The sequence below is a fragment of the Tardiphaga sp. OK246 genome (genome assembly GCF_900188215.1).
GTDB classification, from domain to species: Bacteria; Pseudomonadota; Alphaproteobacteria; order Rhizobiales; family Xanthobacteraceae; genus Tardiphaga; species Tardiphaga robiniae.
In genome coordinates, this window is the sequence record NZ_FZOX01000005.1 from 364388 (window position 1) to 388313 (window position 23926).

A 23926-nucleotide genomic window follows, 5' to 3' on the forward strand; every position below is an offset into this window, starting at 1 on the left:
TGGTGAACAGGTGTCGCGGCATTCGTATCGTTCAATACAGCGCAGGGGTCGGTCAATCAAAGTTGATGGCATCTATTCGCAGCAATGCAGCCTTTAATGCTACGAGGCGGAATTAGGTTGGGCCATATGGGCCCTGACGACGAAGGACGGATCGCGATGGCGAAGAAGCAGGTTCAGGGCGTCGAAGACTATAAAGGTGCCGCCGCAGGTTGGGGCGCGTTGAAAGCAGTGGCCGACGCGGTGCGCGGACAGATGGCGGTCGTCAATGAGACCCATGGCCTTCTGACGATGAACCAGCCGCATGGCTTTGATTGCCCGGGCTGCGCCTGGCCCGATCCAAAGCATACGTCATCATTCGAGTTCTGCGAGAACGGCGCTAAGGCGGTGTCGTGGGAAGCAACAGCCAAGCGCACGACGCCGGAATTCTTTGCGGCCCATACGGTGAGTGAACTCTGGGACTGGCATGATCACGACCTCGAAAACGAGGGGCGTCTCACCCATCCGATGGCCTATGACCAGGCTAGCGACAAATATCTTCCGATCTCGTGGGAGGATGCGATGGCGCGGATCGGTGCCGGCTTGCGCGCTTTGCCCGATCCGAACATGGCCGAATTCTACACGTCGGGCCGCTGCTCTAACGAAGCAGCCTTCATGTATCAGTTGTTCGTGCGCGAATTCGGCACCAACAATTTCCCCGATTGCTCGAATATGTGCCACGAGGCCACCAGCGTCGGCCTTCCGGAATCCATCGGCGTTGGTAAGGGCACGGTGACGCTGGAGGATTTCGACCATGCGGATGCGGTCTTCTGCATCGGGCACAATCCCGGCACCAATCATCCGCGCATGCTGACGACTCTGCGCGAATGCTCCAAGCGCGGTGCTGCCATCGTTTCAATCAATCCGCTGCGCGAGCGCGGGCTGGAACGATTCACATCCCCGCAGCATCCAGCGGAAATGCTGACGTTGAGCTCTACGCAGATCTCGTCGACCTATTACCAGGTCAAGGTCGGCGGCGACATTGCCGTACTGAAGGGCATGATGAAGACCGTCGTGGCGCTCGACGCCGCGAGCCTTGCCGAAGGCGGCCCCGGCGTGCTTGACCGCGCCTTCATCGCCGAACATACCAACGGCATCGAGGCGCTGCTCGCCGATCTCGACGCGACCTCATGGGAGGCGATCGAGAAATCGTCTGGCCTGCCGCGCGCCGATATCGAAAACCTAGGCAACATCTACGCCGCGGCCAAGAGCGTCATCATCAACTACGGCATGGGCATCACCCAGCATCGCCACGGCACCGGTAACGTGCAGCAGATCGCCAATCTCCTGATGCTGCGCGGAAACATCGGCCGTCCCGGCGCCGGCATCTCGCCGTTACGCGGGCACTCCAACGTGCAGGGCGACCGCACCGTGGGGATCACCGAAGTACCCAACGCCGCACTGCTCGCCGGTATCGAACGCACCTTCAACTTCAAGCCGCCGAGCGCGCATGGTCACGATGCCGTCGCGTCGGTGAAGGCGATCCGCGATGGCCGTTCGAAGGCGTTGATCTGTCTTGGCGGCAATCTCGCGGTCGCGATGTCAGATCCTGAGGCGACCTATCCGGCGATGCGCAGCCTCGATCTCGTGGTGCATATCGCCACCAAGCTCAATCGCTCGCATCTTCTGATCGCGAAAGAGTCGATCATCCTGCCATGCCTTGGCCGTACCGAGATCGACGTGCAGGCGACGGGACCGCAACTGGTGACGGTAGAAGATTCGATGTCGATGGTGCACGCCTCGCGCGGCGGCTTGAAGCCGGCGTCCGAGCATCTGAAGTCCGAGACTGCGATCGTTGCCGATATGGCAATCGCGACTTTGCCGAATACCAAGGTGAAGTGGCTCGACTACGTCGCCGACTACAGCAAGATCCGCGACGCCATCGAGTCGGTCTTTCCGGCCTTCGAGGATTACAATGCGCGGATCAAGAAGCCGGGTGGCTTCCGGCTGCGCAACGCTGCCTCGGAGCGGGAATGGCTGACGCCGAGCAAGAAGGCGCAGTTCCTGGTCTTCTCTGGCCTCTATGAGGACGGCCCCGCCGGGACCGCGTTGACGCTGACCACGCTGCGCAGCCACGATCAGTACAACACCACGATTTACGGCATGAACGATCGCTATCGCGGCATCACAGGGCGGCGCGATGTGGTGTTCGTGAACGAGCAGGACCTCGCCCGCCGCGGGCTGAGCCACGGTGATCTGATCGACATCGTGCTGGATCGTCCGGACAGCGCGCCGCGCGCGCTGCGTCGGGTGACGGCGGTGGCTTACAACATCCCACAAGGATCGGTGGCGGCCTATTATCCTGAGGCCAATGTGCTCGTGTCACTCGACCAGCATGATGCGAAGTCGGGAACGCCGGCTTACAAATCGATCCCGATCCGGATCGAGGCATCGGTCGCCTAAGTTGCGCCGCAGCATTGAGAGAGCATGACCGCCACGGCTTTCGTGGCGGTTGATGCGCGCCGTGTTTCCGCGTAGGCGAGCGCCATGACCAGTGCTGCCGACTCTTCTGCCTTCAAGCCCGTTGCCATCGATCCGCCCGTGAGCGTGGCTCTCGTGGCCGCCATGCTCATTCTGACCTGCGGGCATGTATTGTCCAACATGCTGCGCACCACGCCTGCGGTCGCGATCGATTTGATGTCGACCGATCTCGGCGTCACGCCGCAGACGCTAGCCGCGCTGACTTCGGCCTATCATTTTTTCTTCGCGCTCCTGCAGATTCCGGTCGGCGTTGCGCTGGATCGCTACAGCATCCGCACGGTGTCGCTCGTGCTGTTCGCGGGTACGGTCTGCGGTGCGGCGATTGCCGCGCTATCGACAGGACCTCTGTCGTTCTTCGTGTCGCAGGCAACGATCGGCATGGCGACGTCGGGCATGCTGATGTGCCCGATGACGCTCGCGGCCAAGCGGCTGACACCAGCGCAGTTCGGTCTGTGGTCCGGCATCATTCTGTCATTCGGCAATGCGGGGCTGCTGTTGTCGGCCAGTCCGCTTGCTTACGTCGTCGAGCACTGGGGCTGGCGCGCCGGTTTCTGGATTGCGGCGGCCGCGGCTATTGTCGTGGCCATGCTGATCGCGGTTATCGTTCCGTCGTCGCGTCCCGAAGGCCAGCCGCGCGCGCTTCTGGGTGAGATGGTTTCGGTTCTGCAACTCGGTGTCTCCCGCGCGGTGCGCGGTATCGTGATCCTCGCTTTCGTGTCACTTGCGGTTCAGCTTGTGTTGCGTGGGCTTTGGGCAGGTCCCTGGCTGATGAATATTAAGGGACTGTCGCGGATAGAGGCCGGCAATGTGCTGGCGTTGTTTACGGTGGCGCTGGTGATTGGGCCGGCGCTGTCGGGCCTGCTCGATCGCAAGCTGGGTCATCGCCGCATGCTGCTGTTTGCGGTCCATCTGTGCGCCGCCGCGCTGCTGCTCGTGATGGCGCTCGGTGCACCGGGCTATCCGTTGGCCACGCTTTTCGGCCTGCCTGTGATGCCCGTGGCAGTCGATACCGGCCTGCTTGTGGTCATCGGCCTTCTCGTCGCGATGCAGCCGCTCGTCTATGCGATGATCCGCCAGGTCGTTGCTGCCGAGAATATTGGCAAAGCGCTCTCTGCGGCAAACCTGTCATTCTTCCTCGGCACCGCCGTGATGCAATCGGCTACCAGTCCGATTGCCGCCGCCTGGGGATTGCCCGCAGTTTTAATCTCAATGGCGGTATTCCTGACCGTATGCACCCTCGTCTTCTTCGTGTTGACGCGTCCCGCAGCGCAGCGCGGGGCTGCATAACAGGTTCATGACGATTGCGACGGCAAGTTGCTGGAATTGCCGTGAGTCCTGTGGTCTGATGCGCAGAGTGACGCGATCAAGACGTCGCGCGCGGTCTCGCATTGCGGGGCGCCTCACACAGGGAGGACGTGACTTGCCGTTTTTCGTCAGGGGAACCGATACGTCAGGGACTGTTTCACTCCGCCGCGACAACGCGGCCGGAGCTGTCAAGAAGGCCAGGGAGCTGCTCGATGACGGCAGCTGGGATGTTGAAATCACCGGCCCGGATGGACTTCCGCATCCGATTGCCGAATTCGAGGCGATGTATTCCGCCGGTGCGACGACGGCGGTGCATGCGACGTAGCTGCAGGCAAGGGATGCAGTGACGGCGACCGATCTTGTTCTGCATCACTATCAGCGTTCGCCGTTTGCCGAGAAGGTGCGCATCGCCTTCGGATTGAAGGGTCTGTCTTGGCGATCGGTGATTCAGCCGCGGATCGCGCCGAAGCCAGAGCTCGTGGCGCTCACTGGAGGCTATCGCCGCATTCCGGTGCTGCAGATCGGCGCAGACGTCTATTGCGATACGCGCCGTATTCTCGCGGAGCTTGAGCGGCGTTTTCCCGAGACGACGCTTTATCCGACGGGCAAGCGCGGTCAGGCCGATATCATCGCGGCCTGGGCCGATCGCGCGCTCTTTGCCAATGCTCTTGGACTGGTCTTCGGCCTGAACGGAGATCGTTTTCCGCCAGAGCTCCATGCCGATCGCGCGAGTTTCACGTCAGGCAAGTTCGATGGCTGGGACAGCGTGAAGATGCGTGAGCAGATTCCTGCGCTGCGCAACCAGTTTCGCATTCATCTTGCGTGGCTGAGCGATTGGCTTGCGCATGGCGACGCATTCTTGCTCGGCAACGCGCCGTCACTTGCCGACATCGCCGTCTACCACCCGCTCTGGTACGCGCGCGGCAATCTCGGTGAGAGCGAAGGTCTTGCCGAGCATCCGCGCGTTCTCGCGTGGATGGACCGGGTGGGTTCGCTGGGGCACGGAATGGTTGAGGAGCTGTCGCCCGAACACGCGCTGGATATAGCGCGGCTCTGTCAGCCTATGGCGACATCTGCTTCTCCTCATAACGATATTGCAGATGATCAAGGTCTGTCGTTTAAGGAAGGCGTAATGGTATCGGTCATGCCGACCGATTGGGGTTTCGATCCCGTCATCGGTGCGTTTGTTTCTGCGGGTCATGACAGCATCGCTTTGCGGCGTGAGGATCCCGATCTCGGCGCGACGGTTGTACATTTCCCGCGTGCAGGCTTTGCGATTGCTCGACTGTGAAAGCCCCGTCACGGATGCATGGCCCTCATTCGCGATTTCCATGCGCCGCAATTTGACGCAGCTGCGCAAACGCGGCTAAGTCCGAAAAACGCTGCCCGACTGCGATATGCAGACTCCCAATCTGCAACGCGGTGTTCGACACTCCAGCGCCCAGTAACAGAACAAGAAAGCGCGCCGCTTCAGCGACGTTGCGCATCGGAGGATATGACATGACCATGACCCGCCGCACATTTGGCCTTGGTGCCTCTGCCGTTCTGGCAGGGCCGATCGCCGCGCCGTTCATTCGTAGCGCAGGCGCCGCCGAGCCGGCGATCCGCATCGGCATGGTCAATTCGATGAGCGGCGGTCTTGCGGCTTACGCGCAGGAAGGCCAGCCGGCTTTCGAATACATCATCAAGAAGATCAATGCCGAAGGCGGCATCAAGAGCAAGGGCGGCGCCAGGATCGAGCTGGTGCTGGCGGACGATACCAGCCAGCCGGCGCGGACCGCTGCCGAAGCGCGGCGCCTGATCACCGAGGAAAAGGTGCAGCTTCTGACCGGCACCATTCTCAGCGCACAGATGCTGGCGCTGACGCCGGTGGTCGACGAAGCCAAGATTCCGACGCTGTCGGTCTGGGCCGGTGGGTCGCAGTCGAACTATATGTTCACGCTGGGTTATCCCTATGATCGCGGCTATGCGCAGACCATGCATGATTTCGTCATCTCATTGCGCGACGATTTCAAGTTTCCGATCAAGACCGCCGTCATGGCCTATTCGAATTACGAGGCCGGCCAGCAGTCGAACAAATTCCTGGTCGAGAAGCTAAAGGCCAGCGGCATCCAGATCATCGGCGAAGCCGCGCTCGATATTCGTGCGCAGGACCAGACGGCAGCCATGGTCCGTATTCGCTCGCTCAAGCCGGACGTCGTTGTCGGTCTCGTGACGCCGCGCGATGGCATTTTGCTGCATCAGGCGCGTTACAATCTGAACTATCATGGCAGCATCTTCTGCGGTGGCACTGGCGGCTACTCGGATCTGTCGCTCTGGAAGGATCTCGGCCCCGAGATCGGCAAGGCCGTGCTGACGAAGAACCTGTTCGGCATGACCGGCTTCAGCGCCGGCGCCAAGATTGAATCAATGCAGAAGATCGTCACGGAACTGCGCGATGTCGCCAAGCTCGACAAAATCGGCCAGGGCGCGGTGCAATATGCCCAGGCGGCACGCGTGCTGCAGCAGGTGCTCGAGAACGCCAAATCGCTGCAGAGCGATGCACTGCTCGAGGCGCTGAAGAACGTCAATATTCCGGCAGGCGATCCGAACCTCTACATCGCCAAGCCGAAGGGCCTGCAATTCGCAGAAGACCGTCTGCTCAAGGACGGTTCTGCGATGTTCATCCAGTGGACTCCCGAGCAGGATCAGCAAGTCGTATTCCCGAAGGAATTTGCCCAGGTGCCGCCGCGGCCGAAGTCCTGATCGGCGCTGTAGTAAGACTGAGCGCAACATAAAGAGTGGACGGCTGTGGCATTTCTGGAAGTCTCCAACATCACCAGGCGGTTCGGCGGCCTGGTCGCGCTGAACGCGGTGAGCTTCGACGTCGAGAAGGGCGAAATTCTTGGCATCATCGGCCCGAACGGTGCCGGCAAGACCACTTTGTTCGGTGTGATCTCCGGCTTCATTCCGCCGAGCGCGGGCGACGTTGTTTATGACGGTGAAAGCATTATCGGGGTGTCGCCGGATCGGCTGGTGCGCCGCGGATTGATGCGCTCCTTCCAGATCGTCCAGTCCTTTGCCGACATGACGGCGCTCGACGTCGTCACGACCGCAGCATTGACACGCCGTCCGATGCGCGAGGCCATCGACTATGCGGCGCAGGCGCTGCTGCGTGTCGGCCTTGGCGGCAAGGAACACAAGACGCCGGCGACACTGTCGCTGCAGGACAAGAAGCTGCTGGAGCTGGCGAAGTGCATCGCTACCGATCCGCGCTGCATCCTGCTCGACGAAGTGATGGCCGGCTTGACCATGGCCGAGACCGCCGCGCCGATCGCGATCATCGAGGAGCTCAACAAGCAGGGCGTTACCATCGTGATGGTCGAGCATGTGATGCCCGTCATCATGCGGCTCGCGCAGCGTATGGTGGTGATCAATTTCGGCGAGAAGATCGCGCAGGGCACGCCCGACGAGATCCTTCGGGATCAGCGCGTCGTGGATGCCTATTTCGGAGATCATCTCGATGCTTGAGATCGATAACCTGGTTGCAGGCTATGGTGGTGTGCCGGTGTTGCGCGACATCAATGCCAAGATCGCTGCGGGTGAGATCGTTGGCCTGCTCGGCGCCAACAACGCCGGCAAGACCACGCTGATCAATGCGCTGTCCGGCATGGTCAAGCCGATATCCGGCCGCATTCTGTTTCTCGGCGAGGACATCAGCAAATTGACGCCGCAGGCGCGTGTCGAGCTCGGCATCGTGCAGGTGCCGGAAGGCCGTCTGGTGTTTCCGGAAATGAGCATCCGCGAAAATCTTCTGCTTGGCGGCATCAATGCGCATGCGCGCAAGCATCGTCCACAGCAGATGGAGAAAGTTATCGGCCTGTTTCCGCGGCTCGGCGAGCGGCTGACCCAGAGCGCGGGGTCACTGTCAGGCGGTGAGCAGCAGATGCTGGCCATCGGCCGCGGGCTGATGGCGGAAGCCAAGCTCCTGATGCTCGATGAACCCTCGCTCGGTCTGTCGCCGCTGTTCGTGCAGTATATTTTTGAGATCATCGACAAGTTGCATGCCGATGGGCTGACCATCCTGCTGGTGGAGCAGAATCTGAATCTGACGTTGCGCCACGCCAAGCGCTGCTACGTGCTGGAGCGCGGGCAGGTGGCGGTGGAGGGTGATGCGGAGACCGTGAAGAACGATCCGCGTACCCGCAGCGCCTATCTTGGTCTGTGATCGGAGAGTGATGTGACCGAACTTTATCAGGCTCTCGCCCAAGGCCTTCTGATCGGCGCCACCTATGGCTTGCTGGCGTTGGGCATGGGGCTCGTCTACGGCGTGTCGGGCGTCGTCAACTTCTCGCATGGCGATTTCATCTCGCTCGGCATGTTCATGTGCCTCGCCCTGTACTCCGCCTTCGCCATGGACCCTTATGTGTCGATCATCATCACGGTGCCGCTGATGACCGCCATCGGCGCACTGGTCTACATCTTCCTGATACGGCCGATGGTGGGGCATCAGTTCCTGATGGTGGTGCAGCTCACGTTGGGACTCAGCCTGGTGCTGCAGAACGGCATCCTGATGGTGTTCGGCGGCGAGCCGGCGCGCACGCCCTCTTTCGTCGAGTCCAAGCTGATCATTCTCGGTGAGGTGGTGCTGCGGGTGCCGCATATCGTGGCCTTCGTTGTCTCCTTTGCGCTCGCCATCGGCCTCTACATCATGCTGCGTTCGACCGACTTCGGCCGCTCGATCCGCGCCGTGCATCAGAATGCCCATGCCGCGGCGCTGATGGGCATCAATGTCGGACGCGTACAGGTGCTCACCTTTGCGCTCGGCATCGGCATTCTCGCATTGGCTGCCGCCTTGCTGCTGCCGGGCACGCCGATCCAGCCGACCCAGGGCTTGCGCTACACCGTGATCACGCTGCTGGTCGTGGTGCTCGGCGGCATGACCAATTTCGTCGGCATCATGCTTGGGGGTTTGATCATCGGCGTCGCCGAAGCCTTCGGCACGATCTATCTCGACGGCCCGATCGGCCTGCTGCTGCCATACATCATCTTCGTGGCGATCATGCTGTTTCTCCCGAAGGGCCTGACCTGGAGCTCGGCACGATGAGAGACGAATTCTACAAGACGCTCGCATCGCCGATCTGGTGGGGCGCGCTGGTCATCGCCGCCATCATGCCCTTCGTGCTGTCGAGCTATTACGTCCACATCCTCACGCTGGCGCTGGTCTATGTGGCACTGGCCTCGTCGTGGAACATCGTCGGCGGCATGGCCGGGCAGATCTCGCTGGCGCACAGCCTGTTCATCGGCATCGGATCGATGTTCTCGGCCGCGCTCCTGCTCAAGCTCGGCATCAATATGTGGCTGGGTCTCGTGATTTCGGCGGTGATCTCCGGAATCCTCGGCGCCGTTATCGCCTGGATCGACTTCCGCTTTCAGCTCGGCCATCTTTCTTTCGTACTTATCACGCTGGCTTTCGCGGAAATGGGCAGCATCGTGGTCGAGGGCTGGGACTTCCTCGGCGGTGCGTCCGGGCTGCTGCTGCCGAAGGACACGGGTAATTTCCTGGCGTTCCAGTTTGGCGGTGGCCACGGCGCGTTCTGGATGATGCTGGCATTGGCGGCGATCTGCGTGCTGGTCAATGTCGCGATCCTCAATTCGCCGCTTGGCTATTATCTGCGCACCATCCGCGACAACGAGAAGGCGGCACAGGCGATTGGCGTCAACATCCTGCGCTACAAGATCACCGCCATGGTGATCTCGGCGATGCTCGCCTCCGTCGTCGGTACCGCCTATGTGCGCTATCTCACTTTTGCCGATCCCTATCTGCTGATCTCGCCCGTCATCACCATCGAGATCGTGCTGTTTGCAACCGTCGGCGGGCTCGGCCGCGCCTATGGCCCCGCGCTTGGCGCATTGCTGCTGGTGCCACTTGGTGAAATCCTGCGTGGCAAGCTCGGCAGCACGCTGCCCGGCCTGCATTACTTCATCTACGGCATTGTCGTGATCTCGGTGATTTTGGTGACGCCGCGTGGGCTGTTGCCGCTGTTTGAGCGGCTCTGGGCGCGCTGGCGCGATCCTGCGGTTGTCGGCAAGCCCTAAGCGGTTCGGGAATTGCCGGCGTTGGAACTTCGGTCATCCGTTGGCTGATGCCGTTTCCAACGATAGTCTTTCGCCACAGTGGAGCATTGGCTCTGCCGGTTGGGAGCTAAAATCATGCGCTTCGATGCGATCATCATCGGTGCCGGCCAGGCGGGGCCTTCGCTCGCGGGTCGGCTTACGTCCGCCGGCATGTCGGTTGCGATCATTGAGCGCCATCTGTTTGGTGGCACCTGCGTCAATACCGGCTGCAAGCCGACCAAGACGCTGGTCGCCTCCGCCTATGCCGCGCATCTTGCGCGCCGCGGCGGCGACTATGGCGTGACGATTGACGCGCCCGTGCGGATCGATATGGCCCGCGTGAAGGCGCGCGCCGACAAGGTGATCCACGACTCGCGCAATGGCGTCGAAGGCTGGTTGCGCGGTATGGACAAATGCACGGTCATCAATGGCCATGCGCGGTTCGAATCTGCGGATACGATCCGTGTTGGCGATGAACTGCTGACAGCTCCGAGGATCTTCTTGAATGTGGGTGGGCGGGCTGTCGTGCCTGATATGCCGGGCATCAACGACGTCACCTATCTGACCAATACAGGCATCTTGCAGCTCGACCGGGTACCGAGACATCTGGTGGTCATCGGCGGCAGCTATATCGGGCTCGAATTTGCGCAGATGTATCGCCGTTTCGGCGCCGAAGTGACGGTGGTTGAGAAAGGCGCGCATCTGGTCTCGCGCGAGGATGTGGAGATTTCAGAGGCGATCCGCGACATCCTGCTCGCCGAAGGCGTCCATATCCGTACCAATGCCGAATGCATCACCTTCAAGCCGCATCCCGATGGCGTGGCAGTCGGCGTCGATTGCACCGAAGGCGCGCCGGAGATTATCGGCAGCGATGTTTTGCTCGCGGTTGGGCGTCGGCCGAACACCGACGATCTCGGTCTCGACAAGGCTGGCGTCGCTGTGGATGCCCGCGGCTACATCAAGGTCGATGACGGTCTCGCCACCAATGTGCCGGGCATTTTTGCCATGGGCGATTGCAACGGTCGCGGCGCCTTTACGCATACGGCCTATAACGACTTCGAGATTCTCGCCGCGAACCTGCTCGATGGCGCAAGCCGCCGTGTCAGCGATCGGCTTCCCGGCTATGCGCTGTTCATTGATCCGCCATTGGGTCGTGTCGGCATGACGCTGACAGAGGCAAAAGCCACGGGCAGAAGGCTGCTGATTGGCACCCGGCCGATGACCCATGTTGGACGTGCGGTCGAGAAGGGCGAGACATCAGGCATGATGCAGGTCGTGGTGGATGCCGAGACGAAGAAGATCTTGGGCGCGGCTATTCTGGGCACCGGGGGTGACGAGGCGATCCATGGCATCCTCGACATCATGAATGCCGGCGCCGATTACACCCAGTTGCAATGGGCAGTGCCGATCCATCCGACGGTGTCGGAACTGATCCCGACGCTGCTAAACGAAATGAAGTGATCGGCGCTCAGGCGGTCTGGAACTTGAGCACGGCCATCAGCGTCAACAAGGTGGTTGCGCAGGATGCGGACACAATCGCCATATTGATAAGGCTGCGGACTGCAACAGCCGCGACTGCAGAAATCGGATGAACAGCGTCCGATGCACTGGCTTTCTTGCGCGGAGCCGGTTTCTTCTTTGCTGCCATGACGATCCCCAAAGAGAGGGGTCAGACCGTTGACCGGCCTGACCCTGACGCCTTCCCTGCCGAGGTGTGTCCCTCGATCATGACGCGACCATCGCATGAATGGCCGGTGAACTGCTTAACGCGCGTGGTGAATCGAATCTGACCGGATTCGATGGTTTATGAATTTCCTCGTTCTAGATTGTTCGCCCGCCATCGACCGGCAAGATCACGCCGGTGAGGAACTCGGATTCCTCACCCGCCAGATATACGCAGGCATTGGCGATATCCGAGGGGCGCGACATGCGGCCGAGCGGGATCGTCCCGATGAATTTAGCGCGGTTCTCTGGCGTATCCGGCACGCCCATGAAGGATTCCAGTAGCGCGGTTTCCCCGATCACCGGCGCGATGCAATTGACGCGGATGCCATCGGGCGCCAGTTCCACGGCCATCGATTTCGACATGAGGTTCACCGCGCCCTTGGTGGCATTGTACCAGGTCAGACCCGGACGCGGCCGGACGCCGGCTGTCGAGCCGATATTGATGATGCGACCGCTCTTCTGCTTCTTCATCACGGGTACGCAGGCATTGGTCATCAGGAAGATCGATTTCACATTGATGTCGAATGCTTTGTCGAATTCTTCTTCGGTCACTTCGAGCAAGGGCTTGTTGCGAAAGGTCCAGCCGGCATTGTTGACGACGACGTCGAGCTTGCCGAATTTCTCGACCGCGAGCTTCACCGAGGCATCAACATCGGCCTTGCTGGTGACGCTGCCGCCGAGGGCGATTGCGCTGTCGCCAATCTCGGCCGCAACCTTCTTCGCGCCAACGGCATTCAGATCGAGGATGACGACCTTGGCGCCTTCGCGCGCGTAAGACCGCGCGATCTCGGCGCCGAAACCCGATGCGCCGCCGGTGACGATGGTGGATAGGCCTTGAAGTCGCATGTTGTTTTCTCCCGGATTTTGCGCCTTGACTGGCGCTTGACGATCAAGGTTAGAGCCGATGGTGGCGGCTGTGAAGGCGCCACGGCGAATGGCTGCTAAAGGAAGCGTGGCCTTTACAGAAAACGTCTTGCGTTGACTTCTTCGAGATCGAGCCCTTCCTCGATCGCATACAGCACACTGTCGTGGATTTCGCCCTCACGGTGCATCTTCAGAAGCTCTGCACGGCCGGCTTCGATGGCGGCCAGCACGGTCGTGTAATGGTCGATGCGGTGCGGCGATAGTGCCTCAGCCTCTTCGGCATAGCGCGCCGCGGCGCCCTTGCGATAGGTATATTGCTCGAACAGGCGCGGATGGCGATGTGTGCCGTCATCATTGCGTGACGCCTTCTCGATGGCAGAAAATTGCGCGGCCGCAACGCGCGCGCGCGCCTGCGCTTCGCTGAGTTTGGAATGATGCGGTGCGCGGACATTGTCGGTTTTGATGAGACGGCGCACGATCGGTGCCAGCGTCGAACCCTGGACAAGGACCGTCACCAGGATGACTGCGAAGGTAATCGCCAGGATGACGTCGCGGCCCGGAAATTCCTCCGGCAATGATAATGCGGCAGCGAGGCTCACCACGCCGCGCAAACCGGCCCAGCTCATGATGAACGGCACCGTCCATGGCGGAGCGGGGTCGCGGGCACGCAGCTTCGGCATCAGCATGCGCGGCAGATAGGTGCCGGGAAACATCCAGGCGAAGCGGGCGAGGATCACTGCTGCGATGACAGCAGCCGTCACCGGTAACAGCGCCACCAGCGCGTCATAGCCGCCAAGGCGATACAGCACGCCGCGCAGCGACAGCCCGATCAGGATAAACACCAGAGATTCCAGCACGAATACGACGACGCTCCACGCTGCGGTGGCGCGGGTGCGCGTCGCAGCGCCGAAGAATTCGTGCTGCTTCCATCCCAGGATCATGCCGCAGGCGACGGTGGACAGCACGCCGGAGACGTGCAGCTTTTCCGCTGCGATATAGGAGATCCAGGCGACCAGGAAGGTCCAGGCAATGGCGAGGTCGATGTCCTTGATGCGCTTGATTACCAGGATGGCGGCGAAGGCGAAGACGATGCCAACAAGCAGGCCGCCGATCGCAACCGAGAAGAAACTCACGGTGGCCGCAGTGGCGCTGAACGAGCCGGTCAGCGCTGCCGCGATGGCGAAGCGCAGCAGCACCAGGCCCGATGCGTCGTTGACGAGGCTTTCGCCCTCCAGCAGCACGATGATGCGCGGCGGGAGCGGCACGCTCTGCAGCACGGCCTTGGCCGCCACCGAATCCGGCGGCGAGACGATGGCGCCGAGCGCAAAACAGGCAGCCCAGGGCAGCGACGGCATCACCAGATGCGCAACCACGCCGACCACGAGGGTAGTGAAGAAGACAGCGCCAACGGCGAGCTGCAATATGATGCGCAGATCGGCGCGGAAATCCCGCCAGGAGGTGAACCAGGCGCTCGACATCAGCAGCGGCGGCAGAAACAACACGAGCACCAGCTCGGGGTCGATCTCGACATCCGGGGTGCCGGGGATCAGCGCGAAGCCGATGCCGCCGAGGATCAGGGCAGCTGCGCGCGGGAGCTGAAAACGCCGCGCGATCATGTCGAGCAAAACGATGACAGCCATCAGCAGCAGGATGATTTCGAAGCGGGAAACGGCGGTCATGAGGGCCTGTCGAGATGCGAGAAAAACGGTCGGACGTCGATTCGGGCCAATGCCGTGATCTGATGTCTGTCATCTATCTTGCAAATGTCGCACGGGCTGTACAGCGGGCCAGTGATTTTGCAGCAGGCCAGCACGAAAAAGGGCGACCCGACGGGCCGCCCTTCGATGCCTTAATTATGCGCTTCAGACTACTCTGCGCTGCTGACCAGTCGCAGCGACACCCTATGCTCCATCATGCTGCGATAGGTGGCCACATAATCGAGAGCCATGCGCCGGGCGGTGAAGCGGGTTTCGAACTGCTTGCGGATCGCTGTACGGTCCATGCCGGCGAGACGACCCACCGCGGCAACTGCACTGGTCTCGTCCTCGACGATGAAGCCGGTGAGGGCCTCGTCGATGATCTCCGGCACCGAGCCGCGGTTATAGGCAATGACCGGCGTGCCGCAGGCCATGGATTCGATCATCACCAGGCCAAACGGCTCCGGCCAGTCGATCGGCAGCAACAGACCATAGGCGCCGCTGAGGAATTCCGGCTTCTCCCGGTCGCTGATCTCGCCGATGTATTCGACCAGCGGATGATCCATCAGTGGGCGAACGACCTGCTCGTAATAGTCCTCATCCGCGCGGTCGATCTTGGCCGCGATTTTCAGCGGGATGCCGGCGCGGATGGCGATCTTGATCGCGCGGTCGACGCCCTTCTCGGGCGCAATACGCCCGAGCACGGCGAGGTAGCTCGGCGTGATCGGTTGCGGCGTCAGCAGCTTCTCGGGAAGGCCGTGATAGATCGTGCGCACGAAATTCGCCTGCGGTACCGGGCGCCGCTGCGCGTTCGAAATCGAAACAACGGGAATCTTGGAGAAAGTCGTGAAGGTCGGCTGATGTTCCGGCAGATCCAGACGGCCGTGCAGCGTCGTGAGAAATGGTGTGGGTTGGCGGGAGAATAGCGAGAACGGATAGTAATCGAGATGGAAATGCAGAACGTCGAATTCGTCGTCGTCACATTTCTGTCTTACGCGCTCGAGCATTTCCATATGGAGGGCGTTGGGATCGCGGACAGAGCCATCGAGCCGCAGCGCCTTCGGCCATCCGGCGTCGAGCTTGCCTGACGTTTGAGAGTCGCCGCTGGCGAACAGCGTAACATCATGCCCCTGCGCCACCAGCTCTTCGGTCAACCAGTGGACGACGCGTTCCGTGCCTCCATAGAGCTTCGGCGGAACGGCTTCTGTCAGCGGAGCAACTTGCGCGATGCGCATTTTACATATCTCCCATGTTGGAAGTGATGAACAACTTCAGCGACGACGTGTCGGTACCGGTATGCCTGAAGCTGGAACGTTCTCGCATCTGCGAGGTTCCTATGTGATCTGCGTAGTTCGTCCACACTGTGGTCTTGCTGATGCCATCACGTTCAACCACGGTTTCCGGAGTGTTAATGCTGCCCGAATGTTGCGCCGAGATGGCGAGAGCGTGGGAAATTCGGGATGGCATCATCTCCATCAGCGGGCGGGGACGCTGTCCGTCGAGATTCTTGTTCTTATTCAACGGGTTTTGACAATCACATGGACAGTCTTTCCGGATATGCGTATCGCCCTTTCGCTTTCGTGATGCGCTACATCAGGATGCGTTCTGCATCGCATCTGATCATCCTGATATCCGTGCTTGCAGCCGTCGCCTGTTCGGTGGGCACGCAATACGGAATTAAATTTTTAGTCGATGGCCTCTCATCGGGACCTTCGGGAGCCGGTAATACCGTCTGGATCGCATTTGGCGTTCTGATCTCGCTGATCACGGCAGACATGTTCCTGTGGCGCGTGGCCAGCTGGACCGCGAGCTACACATTCGTTGGTGTCACCGGCGATCTCAGGCGCGATATCTTTCGCCATCTGACCGGACACGCACCGAGCTACTTCTCGGATCGGCTGCCCGGCATGCTGACCAGCCGTATCACGGCAACATCCAACGCGGTCTTCACCGTCGAAAACATGTTTGTCTGGAACGTGCTGCCGCCCTGCGTCGCGACATTCGCGGCGATCCTGCTGATTGGAACCGTCAGCCTGCCGATGGCGGCGGGACTGACAGTGGTGGCGGGCGCGGTGGTCGTGATGATGTTCAAGATGGCCGCGGCCGGCAAGAAACTGCATGACGACTTCGCCAGCAAGGCGGCCGCCGTCGATGGCGAAATGGTCGATGTCATCAACAATATGCCGCTGGTCCGCGCATTCTGCGGATTGAGCTTCGAACATGACCGCTTCGATGAAACGGTCGATCGCGAGCTGAATGCCCGTGGTCGCAGCCTGCGCTATCTTGAGCGTCTGCGCTTGACGCATGCGGCCATCACGGTCGCGCTCACGATCGGGCTACTCGCCTGGGCGATCATGCTGTGGCAACGCGGCGGTGCCAGCACCGGCGACGTCGTTCTGATCTGTACGCTCGGTCTCTCGATTCTGCATGCGACGCGAGATCTTGCGGTGGCGCTCGTGGATGTCACGCAACATGTTGCGCGCTTGTCCGAGGCGCTGTCCACATTGCTGGTGCCGCATGAGCTTAGCGATCATCCCGAGGCCGAGCCGCTGGTGAAGTCGGGCGCAGCGATCGCCTTCAACAATATCTCGTTTCGTTATCCCGGCGGTCTGCAGGTGTTCGACAAGTTCACGTTGCGGCTCAATGCCGGGCAGCGGGTCGGGCTCGTCGGCCAATCCGGCGGCGGCAAGTCGAGCCTGTTCGTGCTGTTGCAGCGCTTCTATGACGTCCAGGATGGCAGCATCACCATCGATGGCCAGGATATTTCACGCGTGACCCAGCACAGCCTGCGTCACGCAATCTCCGTGGTACCGCAGGACATCTCATTGTTCCATCGCTCCATCATGGAGAACATCCGGTATGGGCGTCCCGAAGCGACGGATGACGAGGTATTGCGTGCAGCCATTTCGGCGCGTTGCGACTTTGTCGAGACGCTGCCGGAAGGTCTTCACACCATGGTCGGTGACCGCGGAGTCAAACTGTCTGGCGGGCAGCGTCAACGCATCGCTATTGCACGCGCCTTCCTAAAGGACGCGCCCATTCTGCTGCTGGATGAGGCAACGGCGGCCCTCGACAGTGAATCGGAGGAGGCGATCCGTGAGGCGCTGGCGCGTCTGATGCGTGGTCGCACGGTAATCGCGATCGCGCATCGCCTCGCGACGCTGCGCAATTTCGATCGCGTGGTCATGCTGCAGAGCGGCAAGATCATTGAGGACGGCAAACCCGATCATCTGATGCAGGGCGAGGGGCCATATCGGGAGCTCGTCACACAGGAAATGAGCCGTCTCGCGCAGCACGCAGCCTGACGACTCAGTTATCCTCTCCAAACGCTGCGTTTATCTTCGTGCCTGTCTTCACCTTACAACCGGCCGAGGTCATCCATGCCCATCGAAGCCGCCGCGACCAAGTTGAACGCTATCGCCGATCAAAAGGCGGTCGAGTCGCCGTTCTACATTCCGATGACGGGTCCTGCGTCGCGCCCGCGGCGAGCGCTCAAGCACGACGATACGTTCGTGGTGCTCGACAGCCATGGTGACATCGGCGCGTCCGCGGGCGGCCCGGATGGCCTGTTCAATGCCGATACGCGTTATCTCGCGCGGCTCGAACTGGCGTTGAACGATGTTCAGCCGCTGCTGCTCGGCTCGAATCTGCGCGATGACAACTCGTCGCTGACCGTCGATCTGACCAATCCGGATATCTATCGCAACGGCCGCCTCGTGCTGCAGAAAGATATGCTGCACATCGTGCGCACGTTCTTCCTGTGGCGTGGTGCGGCCTATCAGCGGATCGGTCTGCAAAATCACGGCGAACACCGCGCCAGTTTCGATCTGACGCTCACATTCGACAATGACTTTGCCGATCTGTTCGAGGTGCGCGGCGAAAAACGCAAGCATCGCGGCATCGCCACGAGCCGCCTAGTCGGGCCCAGTGACGTTGCGCTGGAATATACCGGCCTCGACGGCAAGCCGCTCAGCACGATGGTGCATTTCGATCCGCGCCCGACGCGGCTGGCAGCCAACACCGCGACCTACCACTTCGAGCTGAAGCCGCAGCAAACGACGTCACTGTTCGTTGCTGTCAGTTGCAATGCCGAGGTCGGCCACAAGCCTGTGCCGTTCTTTCGCGGGTTGCTCGCGCATCGCCGCGAGATGCGCAATTTCAGCAAGGGTGCGGCGACGGTCGAGACCTCGAACGATATTTTCAACGAGGTGCTTTGCCAGGCGATGGCTGATCTCAGTATCCTGATGACGAATACGCCGCAGGGGCGATATCCCTATGCCGGTATTCCCTGGTATTCGACGACATTCGGTCGCGATGGTCTGATCACGGCGCTGCAACTGTTGTGGATCGATCCGCGCGTAGCGCGCGGCGTGCTGAAACGGCTTGCGGCGTTTCAGGCGAAGTCGGTCGATCCGCTTGCGGATGCCGAGCCCGGCAAGATCCTGCACGAAATGCGCGGCGGCGAGATGGCTGCGCTCCGCGAAGTCCCGTTCGCGCAATATTACGGCAGCGTCGACTCCACGCCGCTCTTTGTGATGCTCGCAGGGATGTATGTCGAGCGCACCGGCGATGATGAAACCTTGCGCGAGCTATGGCCGGCCGTTGAGGCGGCCCTCGGATGGATCGATGGTCCCGGCGACCCCGACAGGGATGGCTTCGTCGAATATCAGCGCGCCACCGAACAGGGACTGCAGAACCAGGGCTGGAAAGATTCGTATGACGCCATCTTCCATGCCGATGGAAAGCTCGCTGAGGGCAATATCGCGCTGGCGGAGGTGCAAGGCTATGTCTTCGCCGCCAAGCATCTGGCGTCGCGTCTCGCATTGCGCATAGGCCTGCCCGACAAGGCCCGGCAGCTCGAGGCCGAAGCGGAGCAACTTGCTGCGCGGTTCGAGGAAGCATTCTGGTGCGAGGAACTCGGCACCTATGCGCTTGCGCTCGACGGCAAGAAGATGCCTTGCGCGGTTCGTGCCTCCAATGCGGGACAGTTGCTGTTCACAGGCATCGTCCGTGAAGACCGTGCGCGCATGGTCGCTGCCGACCTGATGCGCCCGCATTTCTTCACCGGCTGGGGCATTCGCACCATTGCGCGCGGCGAGGCGCGCTACAATCCCATGTCCTATCATGACGGCTCGATCTGGCCGCACGACAATGCGCTGATCACACTCGGTCTGGCGCGCTATGGCCTGAAGCATTCGGTCGAGGCTGTCTTCAAGGGCCTGTTCGACACCGCGGCCTATATGGACCTGCGACGATTGCCGGAATTGTTCTGCGGCTTCCAGCGCGAAAAACGCCGCGGCCCGACCTTGTATCCGGTGGCCTGCGCGCCGCAGGCCTGGGCCAGCGCAACGCCGTATACTCTGCTCGAGGCAGCACTAGGAATCGAATTCGATGTCGCGCGCGGGGAAATTCGTTTCCGCAATCCGCGGCTGCCCGCTTTCCTGCAATACGTCATTTTGCGTGATCTTCGGCTCGGCGAATCCAGCGTCGATCTCTGCCTGCGCAAACACGAGAACGATGTGTCGCTGGAAGTGCTGCGAACCCGCGGTCAGATCCAGGTATCGATCGTATTGACGCATTGACGCGTCGCCTGGCGCTGGGGTCGTGCCCATCAGCGAAACGCGTGAGTGAGGGAGTTTCCATGCCTGCAATTCGCATCGTTGCCGGATTGGCTGTAGCGTTGGCGTTGAACGCCGTGGCCGTGTGCCAGGCGGCGGATGCGCCTGTGCCTCCGCCCGCGACGTCAGAGAAACCCACTCCTGAAGCGCAGCCGTCCGTGCCGTCGCCCGCACCGGATGCGGCTGCCGTGCAGCCGGCAGCGCCACCGGTCGCGTCCGCGCCTCCTGCGCCTGTCGCCAAGCCGCCATCGGTTACGGTGATCGATGCTTTCGATGCCAAGGGCATTCTCGGCCGCGACGTGCGCAGTCCCGCAAGCGAGAATATGGGACGTATCGCCGACGTGATCGTCGATCGCGCGGGGCAGGTGCGCGGCGCGGTGATCGACTTCGGCGGATTCCTCGGGGTCGGCTCGCGCAAGATCGTGGTCGATTGGGGTGCGCTGCATTTCTGGAACGTGGCCGACAAGACCGCGAGCATCACGCTGGATCTCACGCGCGAACAGGTCCGTGCCGCGCCGGAATACAAGGACGATCAACCCATCGTCGTGCTCGGCGCGTCCGGCACGCTGACGCCGCTGAGGTTTCCGCCTCTCACCATGCAGGAGCGCTAATTGGCGGTTCACGCGACCACACGCGCAGCCGATCTCTCCCGCCGCGATGATGTCGCGGCGGTGCCTGAGGTCGCCTGTGCGCCGGGGATTGCGCCGGAGTCCGAGCTGGGCCCGCAGGAGCCGCGGCACAGTCCGGAGCCGTCGAAGCAGAGCCTGCGCGGGCTCGACTGGTTCATCTTTTTTCTTGCCGACGTGCAGACAGGATTCGGTCCGTTCGTTGCGGTCTATCTCACCACACAGAAATGGACCCAGGTCGAGATCGGCTTCGTGCTGTCGATCGGGGGCATCGTCGCGCTGCTCGGCCAAATTCCGGGTGGCGCGATCATCGATGCGGCGCGCTCGACGCGGCTGGTCGCCGGCGCCGCGGTAGCGACCATCGGCGGCTGTGCGCTAGCTTACGCGGCGCTGCCGGTGTTTCCCGTCATTGTCGCGGCAGCGACGTTGCATGCGATGGCGAGCTGTGTGCTCGGCCCTGCGATCGCCGCTATCAGCCTCGGGCTGGTCGGGCCGCTGCGGATCGGTGAACGGCTGGGGCGCAATGCGCGCTTCGCCTCGCTCGGCAATGGCGTCGCTGCTGCCGTCATGGGTACTTGCGGCTATCTGCTGTCCAGCCGGTCGGTGTTCATCGTCACCTTCCTGCTGGCGCTGCCGGTGCTCTATGCGCTGTCGCGGATTCGGCCTCAGGAGATCAATTCCGCACAGGCCCATGGTGCCAGCACTAAAGAAGCCGAGAGCAATAAGCCGATCCGTTTTCGCGATCTGGTGCGGCAGAAGCCGCTGTTGATTTTTGCCTGCGCTGTGCTGCTGCTGCAGCTTGCCAATGCCGCGATGCTGCCTTTGATGGCGGGTGTCGTCACGACGCGCTCGGCCGACTGGGCACCGGCGCTGATCGCCTTCTGCATCGTGGTACCGCAGGCCATCGTCGCGGCGACCTCGCCGACGGTCGGCCGAAAGGCGCAACAGTGGGGCCGTCGGCCGCTGCTGCTGATCGCCTTCGCCGCGCTCGTGATCCGCGGATTGCTATTCGCCGTGGTCACCGACCCGTTTGCGCTGGTCGCCGTGCAGGTCTTCGACGGCGTCACTGCTGCCGTGTTCAGCGTGATGATCCCGCTGATCGTCGCCGACATCGCCTTTGGCAGCGGGCGCTTCAGCCTTGCGCAAGGCATTGTCGGCACAGCTACCGGCATCGGCGCGTCGCTTAGCACAGTGACCGCCGGCTTCGTCGCCGACAAGCTCGGCGCGCCGGTTGCCTTTGTCGGCCTGGCCTGCGTCGCCGGGCTTGGTCTGTTGCTGATCTGGCTGGTGATGCCGGAAACCCGCCGCGACCACGGTGAGGTTGAGAGCGGACCTTAGGGCGTGACACTCTCGCCGAGGAAGTTGACCGCCGCCGTGACGCCACCCTTGCCATGCGGAATGCCGAGCGCCTGCAGTCCCATCTCGATCACGCCGAGCGTTCCGAGAATCATGGGCGCGTTGACATGGCCCATATGGGCGATGCGGAATGCTTTTCCGTGCAGGTCGCCGATGCCGACGCCGAGAATGACGCCGCATTTATCGCGGCAGTAATCGAGCAGCGGCGTCGGATTGTCCATCCGCACCGTCGTGACCGTATTGCCGCGTTCTTTTGGCTCGATGATATTGAAGCTCAGCACGCCGCCATCGGCCCATACGGCAACGGCGCGGCGGACGGCTTCCGCCAGCAATCGGTGGCGCTGGAACACGTTGACCAGCGTCTCGTCGAACAGCATGTCGATGGCCTGACGCTGCGCGAACATCAGGTGCACCGGCGCGGTGCCCGAATGTTTCCGGTAGTGCTCGTCGCCGTCGCGCTCGGTCCAGTCCCAATAGGGCGTGCGTAGATTGGCAGTCTTGTGGATTTCGCGCGCACGATCATTCGCCGCGACGTAGCCGAGGCCGGGCGGTGTCATCAGGCCTTTCTGCGAGCCGGACATGGCGACATCGATCCCCCATGCATCCATTTCGAATGGCATGCAGCCGAGCGACGCGACGGTGTCGACCATGAACAATGCGGGATGACCGGCCGCCTTGATCGCCTTGCCGATGGCTTCAATGTCGTTGAACGCGCCTGACGCCGTGTCGATCTGCACTGCAAGCACAGCCTTGATCTCGTGCTTGGTGTCTTGTCGCAACGTTGCTTCAACTTCGGCAGGGCGGATGGCGCGATTCCAGTCGCCCTTCAGGCTCTGCACCTCGACGCCCATGGCGCGTGCCGCATGGCCCCAGCCGACCGCGAAACGCCCGCTTTCCAGTACCAGGATCTTGTCGCCGCGCGACAGCACATTGGTGAGCGTCGCTTCCCAGGCACCATGCCCGTTGGCGATATACATATAGGTGTTGCCCTTGGTGGCGAACAACGTGCCGATATCGCGCAGCAGCCCGAATGTGAGCTGCACCATTTCCTTGGAATAGATATCCAGAGGCGGACGATGCATCGCCCGCAATACTTCGTCTGGCATCGTGGTGGGGCCGGGGATGGCGAGAAATTCACGACCTGCACGAACGACCATTTTCAATCCTTGTTGGTATTTTTGGCCATGGTGCCATGGCGCAGCGCGAAATCAAAGCGCGTGTGAGGTGGTTTGAATTTCACTGCTTAGTGAGTCAGCGCATCACGCCCGATCACATTCGCGATGGCCTGGAAGATCTGGTCCTTGATCTCGGTCGCCGCCGGGCTCGGGATTGTCTCGGGAGGGCCGTCGTGTTTGGCGCAGGCCACCACCAGCCGCAGGATCCAGACTTCGCCATCGGTGTAGTACAGGTCGCCGCCGCCATTGTGGCCGGCGACGGTTGGCCCGATTCCTGTGACCTGATATTTGGCCTCGACCATGCCGGCCTTTTCGAGGTCGCCTGCGAGCACCGCGCGCTCCGCGTCGATATCGGCAGCGATATGATGCGTGATCGCGCCGGTGTATTTGCTGATCCCGACGCTGCGATCGAAAGTCGCGTCGCCGAGCCAGACCGGGCGATCTTCCTGTCCCTTGTCGAGTACCTTCCAGAGCCGGATGTGGTGGCGATGATCAGCGCTGTTGCCGACCGGCTTCTCGAAAGCGAGATCCTCGCGGCGGCCGAGATAGACCAGCGGTGATACCGGTGCCTCGCGATAGGGGCGATCGAGCAAGACGCTGCCGACAATCTCGAGGGACGAGCGCAAGGTTACGGGATCGGCGGGATACCAGCCGGCAGCATGCATCGCGCACAGCACGTCCTTCTTGTCGCCGATCAGGCCGACATTGATGGGATCGCCGGGAATACCTTGCGCGGTCATCGTCGTCATCGGCAATCCGGCAAGGCTCTTCTGGTGCTCGTAATGGGTCCAGAGTTCCGGGAGCAACAGATAGGCGATGCCGCCATAGATGACCAAAGCGAGCAGCGTCAGTCGCGCTGCCCGAAATGTCCGGCTGCGGCGTTGTTTTTGCGCAATGACATCCGTCTGCAGGTCAGCCACGGTTCCGCTCGATCGAATCTGAGCGGG

At 61.6% G+C, this 23926-nt stretch carries 21 protein-coding genes; 14 read left to right on the forward strand and 7 right to left on the reverse strand.

What is annotated here, in order from left to right:
* Positions 1 to 156 precede the first annotated feature (156 nt).
* The 10 genes from CHC01_RS23135 to CHC01_RS23185 all read left to right on the forward strand — a co-directional run bounded on the left by CHC01_RS23135 (position 157) and on the right by CHC01_RS23185 (position 11379).
* Positions 157 to 2439: an FdhF/YdeP family oxidoreductase gene (locus CHC01_RS23135; protein ID WP_089266916.1), complete on the forward strand. Its 2283-nt coding sequence runs from the start codon at positions 157 to 159 to the stop codon at positions 2437 to 2439.
* An 84-nt stretch (positions 2440 to 2523) separates the two neighbouring features.
* Positions 2524 to 3804 carry an MFS transporter gene (locus CHC01_RS23140; RefSeq protein ID WP_089266689.1) on the forward strand — a complete coding sequence of 427 codons (1281 nt, stop codon included), beginning with the start codon at positions 2524 to 2526 and terminating at the stop codon, positions 3802 to 3804.
* Between the two features lie 133 nt (positions 3805 to 3937).
* Entirely contained in the window at positions 3938 to 4147 is a 210-nt protein-coding gene (locus tag CHC01_RS23145; RefSeq protein WP_068737702.1) for a hypothetical protein, read from the forward strand.
* Positions 4148 to 4165: 18 nt separating this feature from the next.
* The gene (locus CHC01_RS23150) at positions 4166 to 5113 is read left to right on the forward strand and encodes a glutathione S-transferase family protein (protein WP_089266691.1); all 948 of its coding nucleotides are present in this window, start codon (positions 4166 to 4168) and stop codon (positions 5111 to 5113) included.
* 209 nt (positions 5114 to 5322) lie between these two features.
* Positions 5323 to 6567 (forward strand): ABC transporter substrate-binding protein, encoded by a 1245-nt coding sequence (locus tag CHC01_RS23160; protein WP_089266694.1) that lies wholly within the window; start codon positions 5323 to 5325, stop codon positions 6565 to 6567.
* 45 nt (positions 6568 to 6612) lie between these two features.
* Positions 6613 to 7332, forward strand: coding sequence for an ABC transporter ATP-binding protein (locus CHC01_RS23165; RefSeq protein ID WP_089266696.1), 720 nt, complete (start codon positions 6613 to 6615; stop codon positions 7330 to 7332).
* Positions 7325 to 8029 (forward strand): ABC transporter ATP-binding protein, encoded by a 705-nt coding sequence (locus tag CHC01_RS23170; RefSeq protein ID WP_089266697.1) that lies wholly within the window; start codon positions 7325 to 7327, stop codon positions 8027 to 8029. Before CHC01_RS23165 ends, CHC01_RS23170 begins: the two co-directional genes overlap by 8 nt.
* 12 nt (positions 8030 to 8041) lie before the next feature.
* Positions 8042 to 8908: a branched-chain amino acid ABC transporter permease gene (locus tag CHC01_RS23175; RefSeq protein ID WP_089266699.1), complete on the forward strand. Its 867-nt coding sequence runs from the start codon at positions 8042 to 8044 to the stop codon at positions 8906 to 8908.
* Positions 8905 to 9900: a branched-chain amino acid ABC transporter permease gene (locus CHC01_RS23180; protein WP_089266700.1), complete on the forward strand. Its 996-nt coding sequence runs from the start codon at positions 8905 to 8907 to the stop codon at positions 9898 to 9900. The genes CHC01_RS23175 and CHC01_RS23180 overlap by 4 nt, the downstream gene beginning before the upstream one ends.
* A gap of 114 nt (positions 9901 to 10014) precedes the next feature.
* On the forward strand, positions 10015 to 11379 hold the full coding sequence (locus tag CHC01_RS23185) for an FAD-containing oxidoreductase (protein ID WP_089266702.1): 1365 nt from the start codon (positions 10015 to 10017) through the stop codon (positions 11377 to 11379).
* A gap of 7 nt (positions 11380 to 11386) precedes the next feature.
* Here the strand turns inward: CHC01_RS23185 and CHC01_RS23190 are convergent, their stop codons facing one another.
* The 5 genes from CHC01_RS23190 to CHC01_RS23210 form a co-directional block, all read right to left on the reverse strand.
* Entirely contained in the window at positions 11387 to 11566 is a 180-nt protein-coding gene (locus CHC01_RS23190; protein WP_089266704.1) for a hypothetical protein, read from the reverse strand.
* A gap of 173 nt (positions 11567 to 11739) precedes the next feature.
* On the reverse strand, positions 11740 to 12489 hold the full coding sequence (locus CHC01_RS23195) for a glucose 1-dehydrogenase (protein ID WP_089266705.1): 750 nt from the start codon (positions 12487 to 12489) through the stop codon (positions 11740 to 11742).
* Between the two features lie 113 nt (positions 12490 to 12602).
* Positions 12603 to 14186 carry a Na+/H+ antiporter gene (locus CHC01_RS23200; protein ID WP_089266707.1) on the reverse strand — a complete coding sequence of 528 codons (1584 nt, stop codon included), beginning with the start codon at positions 14184 to 14186 and terminating at the stop codon, positions 12603 to 12605.
* Between the two features lie 188 nt (positions 14187 to 14374).
* Positions 14375 to 15439, reverse strand: coding sequence for a glycosyltransferase family 4 protein (locus tag CHC01_RS23205; protein WP_089266708.1), 1065 nt, complete (start codon positions 15437 to 15439; stop codon positions 14375 to 14377).
* A gap of 1 nt (position 15440) precedes the next feature.
* Complete coding sequence (locus tag CHC01_RS23210) at positions 15441 to 15725, reverse strand: hypothetical protein (RefSeq protein WP_139285809.1); 285 nt, start codon at positions 15723 to 15725, stop codon at positions 15441 to 15443.
* A gap of 17 nt (positions 15726 to 15742) precedes the next feature.
* On the opposite strand from CHC01_RS23210, the gene CHC01_RS23215 reads away from it, so the two are divergent.
* The 4 genes from CHC01_RS23215 (at position 15743) to CHC01_RS23230 (ending at position 21786) form a co-directional block, all read left to right on the forward strand.
* On the forward strand, positions 15743 to 17509 hold the full coding sequence (locus CHC01_RS23215) for an ABC transporter ATP-binding protein (RefSeq protein ID WP_089266712.1): 1767 nt from the start codon (positions 15743 to 15745) through the stop codon (positions 17507 to 17509).
* Between the two features lie 75 nt (positions 17510 to 17584).
* Complete coding sequence (locus CHC01_RS23220; protein WP_089266714.1) at positions 17585 to 19786, forward strand: amylo-alpha-1,6-glucosidase; 2202 nt, start codon at positions 17585 to 17587, stop codon at positions 19784 to 19786.
* Between the two features lie 59 nt (positions 19787 to 19845).
* Positions 19846 to 20433: a PRC-barrel domain-containing protein gene (locus CHC01_RS23225; RefSeq protein ID WP_089266715.1), complete on the forward strand. Its 588-nt coding sequence runs from the start codon at positions 19846 to 19848 to the stop codon at positions 20431 to 20433.
* A gap of 87 nt (positions 20434 to 20520) precedes the next feature.
* A complete protein-coding gene (locus CHC01_RS23230) occupies positions 20521 to 21786 on the forward strand; it encodes an MFS transporter (protein WP_244558503.1) in 1266 nt (421 codons plus the stop codon).
* On the opposite strand, the gene CHC01_RS23235 is transcribed toward CHC01_RS23230, so the two are convergent.
* A complete protein-coding gene (locus tag CHC01_RS23235; RefSeq protein WP_089266717.1) occupies positions 21783 to 22961 on the reverse strand; it encodes a pyridoxal-phosphate-dependent aminotransferase family protein in 1179 nt (392 codons plus the stop codon). The genes CHC01_RS23230 and CHC01_RS23235 overlap by 4 nt on opposite strands.
* Positions 22962 to 23047: 86 nt before the next feature.
* Entirely contained in the window at positions 23048 to 23899 is an 852-nt protein-coding gene (locus CHC01_RS23240) for an LssY C-terminal domain-containing protein (RefSeq protein WP_089266719.1), read from the reverse strand.
* Positions 23900 to 23926 lie beyond the last annotated feature (27 nt).

What these genes read in the sequence shown, in the direction of transcription:
- CHC01_RS23135 (WP_089266916.1), top strand. Translation starts at nt 157, where the DNA reads ATGGCGAAGAAGCAGGTTCAGGGCGTCGAAGACTATAAAGGTGCCGCC.
- CHC01_RS23140 (WP_089266689.1), top strand. Translation starts at nt 2,524, where the DNA reads ATGACCAGTGCTGCCGACTCTTCTGCCTTCAAGCCCGTTGCCATCGAT.
- CHC01_RS23160 (WP_089266694.1), top strand. Translation starts at nt 5,323, where the DNA reads ATGACCATGACCCGCCGCACATTTGGCCTTGGTGCCTCTGCCGTTCTG.
- CHC01_RS23170 (WP_089266697.1), top strand. Translation starts at nt 7,325, where the DNA reads ATGCTTGAGATCGATAACCTGGTTGCAGGCTATGGTGGTGTGCCGGTG.
- CHC01_RS23180 (WP_089266700.1), top strand. Translation starts at nt 8,905, where the DNA reads ATGAGAGACGAATTCTACAAGACGCTCGCATCGCCGATCTGGTGGGGC.
- CHC01_RS23185 (WP_089266702.1), top strand. Translation starts at nt 10,015, where the DNA reads ATGCGCTTCGATGCGATCATCATCGGTGCCGGCCAGGCGGGGCCTTCG.
- CHC01_RS23190 (WP_089266704.1), bottom strand. Translation starts at nt 11,566, where the DNA reads ATGGCAGCAAAGAAGAAACCGGCTCCGCGCAAGAAAGCCAGTGCATCG.
- CHC01_RS23195 (WP_089266705.1), bottom strand. Translation starts at nt 12,489, where the DNA reads ATGCGACTTCAAGGCCTATCCACCATCGTCACCGGCGGCGCATCGGGT.
- CHC01_RS23200 (WP_089266707.1), bottom strand. Translation starts at nt 14,186, where the DNA reads ATGACCGCCGTTTCCCGCTTCGAAATCATCCTGCTGCTGATGGCTGTC.
- CHC01_RS23205 (WP_089266708.1), bottom strand. Translation starts at nt 15,439, where the DNA reads ATGCGCATCGCGCAAGTTGCTCCGCTGACAGAAGCCGTTCCGCCGAAG.
- CHC01_RS23215 (WP_089266712.1), top strand. Translation starts at nt 15,743, where the DNA reads ATGGACAGTCTTTCCGGATATGCGTATCGCCCTTTCGCTTTCGTGATG.
- CHC01_RS23220 (WP_089266714.1), top strand. Translation starts at nt 17,585, where the DNA reads ATGCCCATCGAAGCCGCCGCGACCAAGTTGAACGCTATCGCCGATCAA.
- CHC01_RS23225 (WP_089266715.1), top strand. Translation starts at nt 19,846, where the DNA reads ATGCCTGCAATTCGCATCGTTGCCGGATTGGCTGTAGCGTTGGCGTTG.
- CHC01_RS23235 (WP_089266717.1), bottom strand. Translation starts at nt 22,961, where the DNA reads ATGGTCGTTCGTGCAGGTCGTGAATTTCTCGCCATCCCCGGCCCCACC.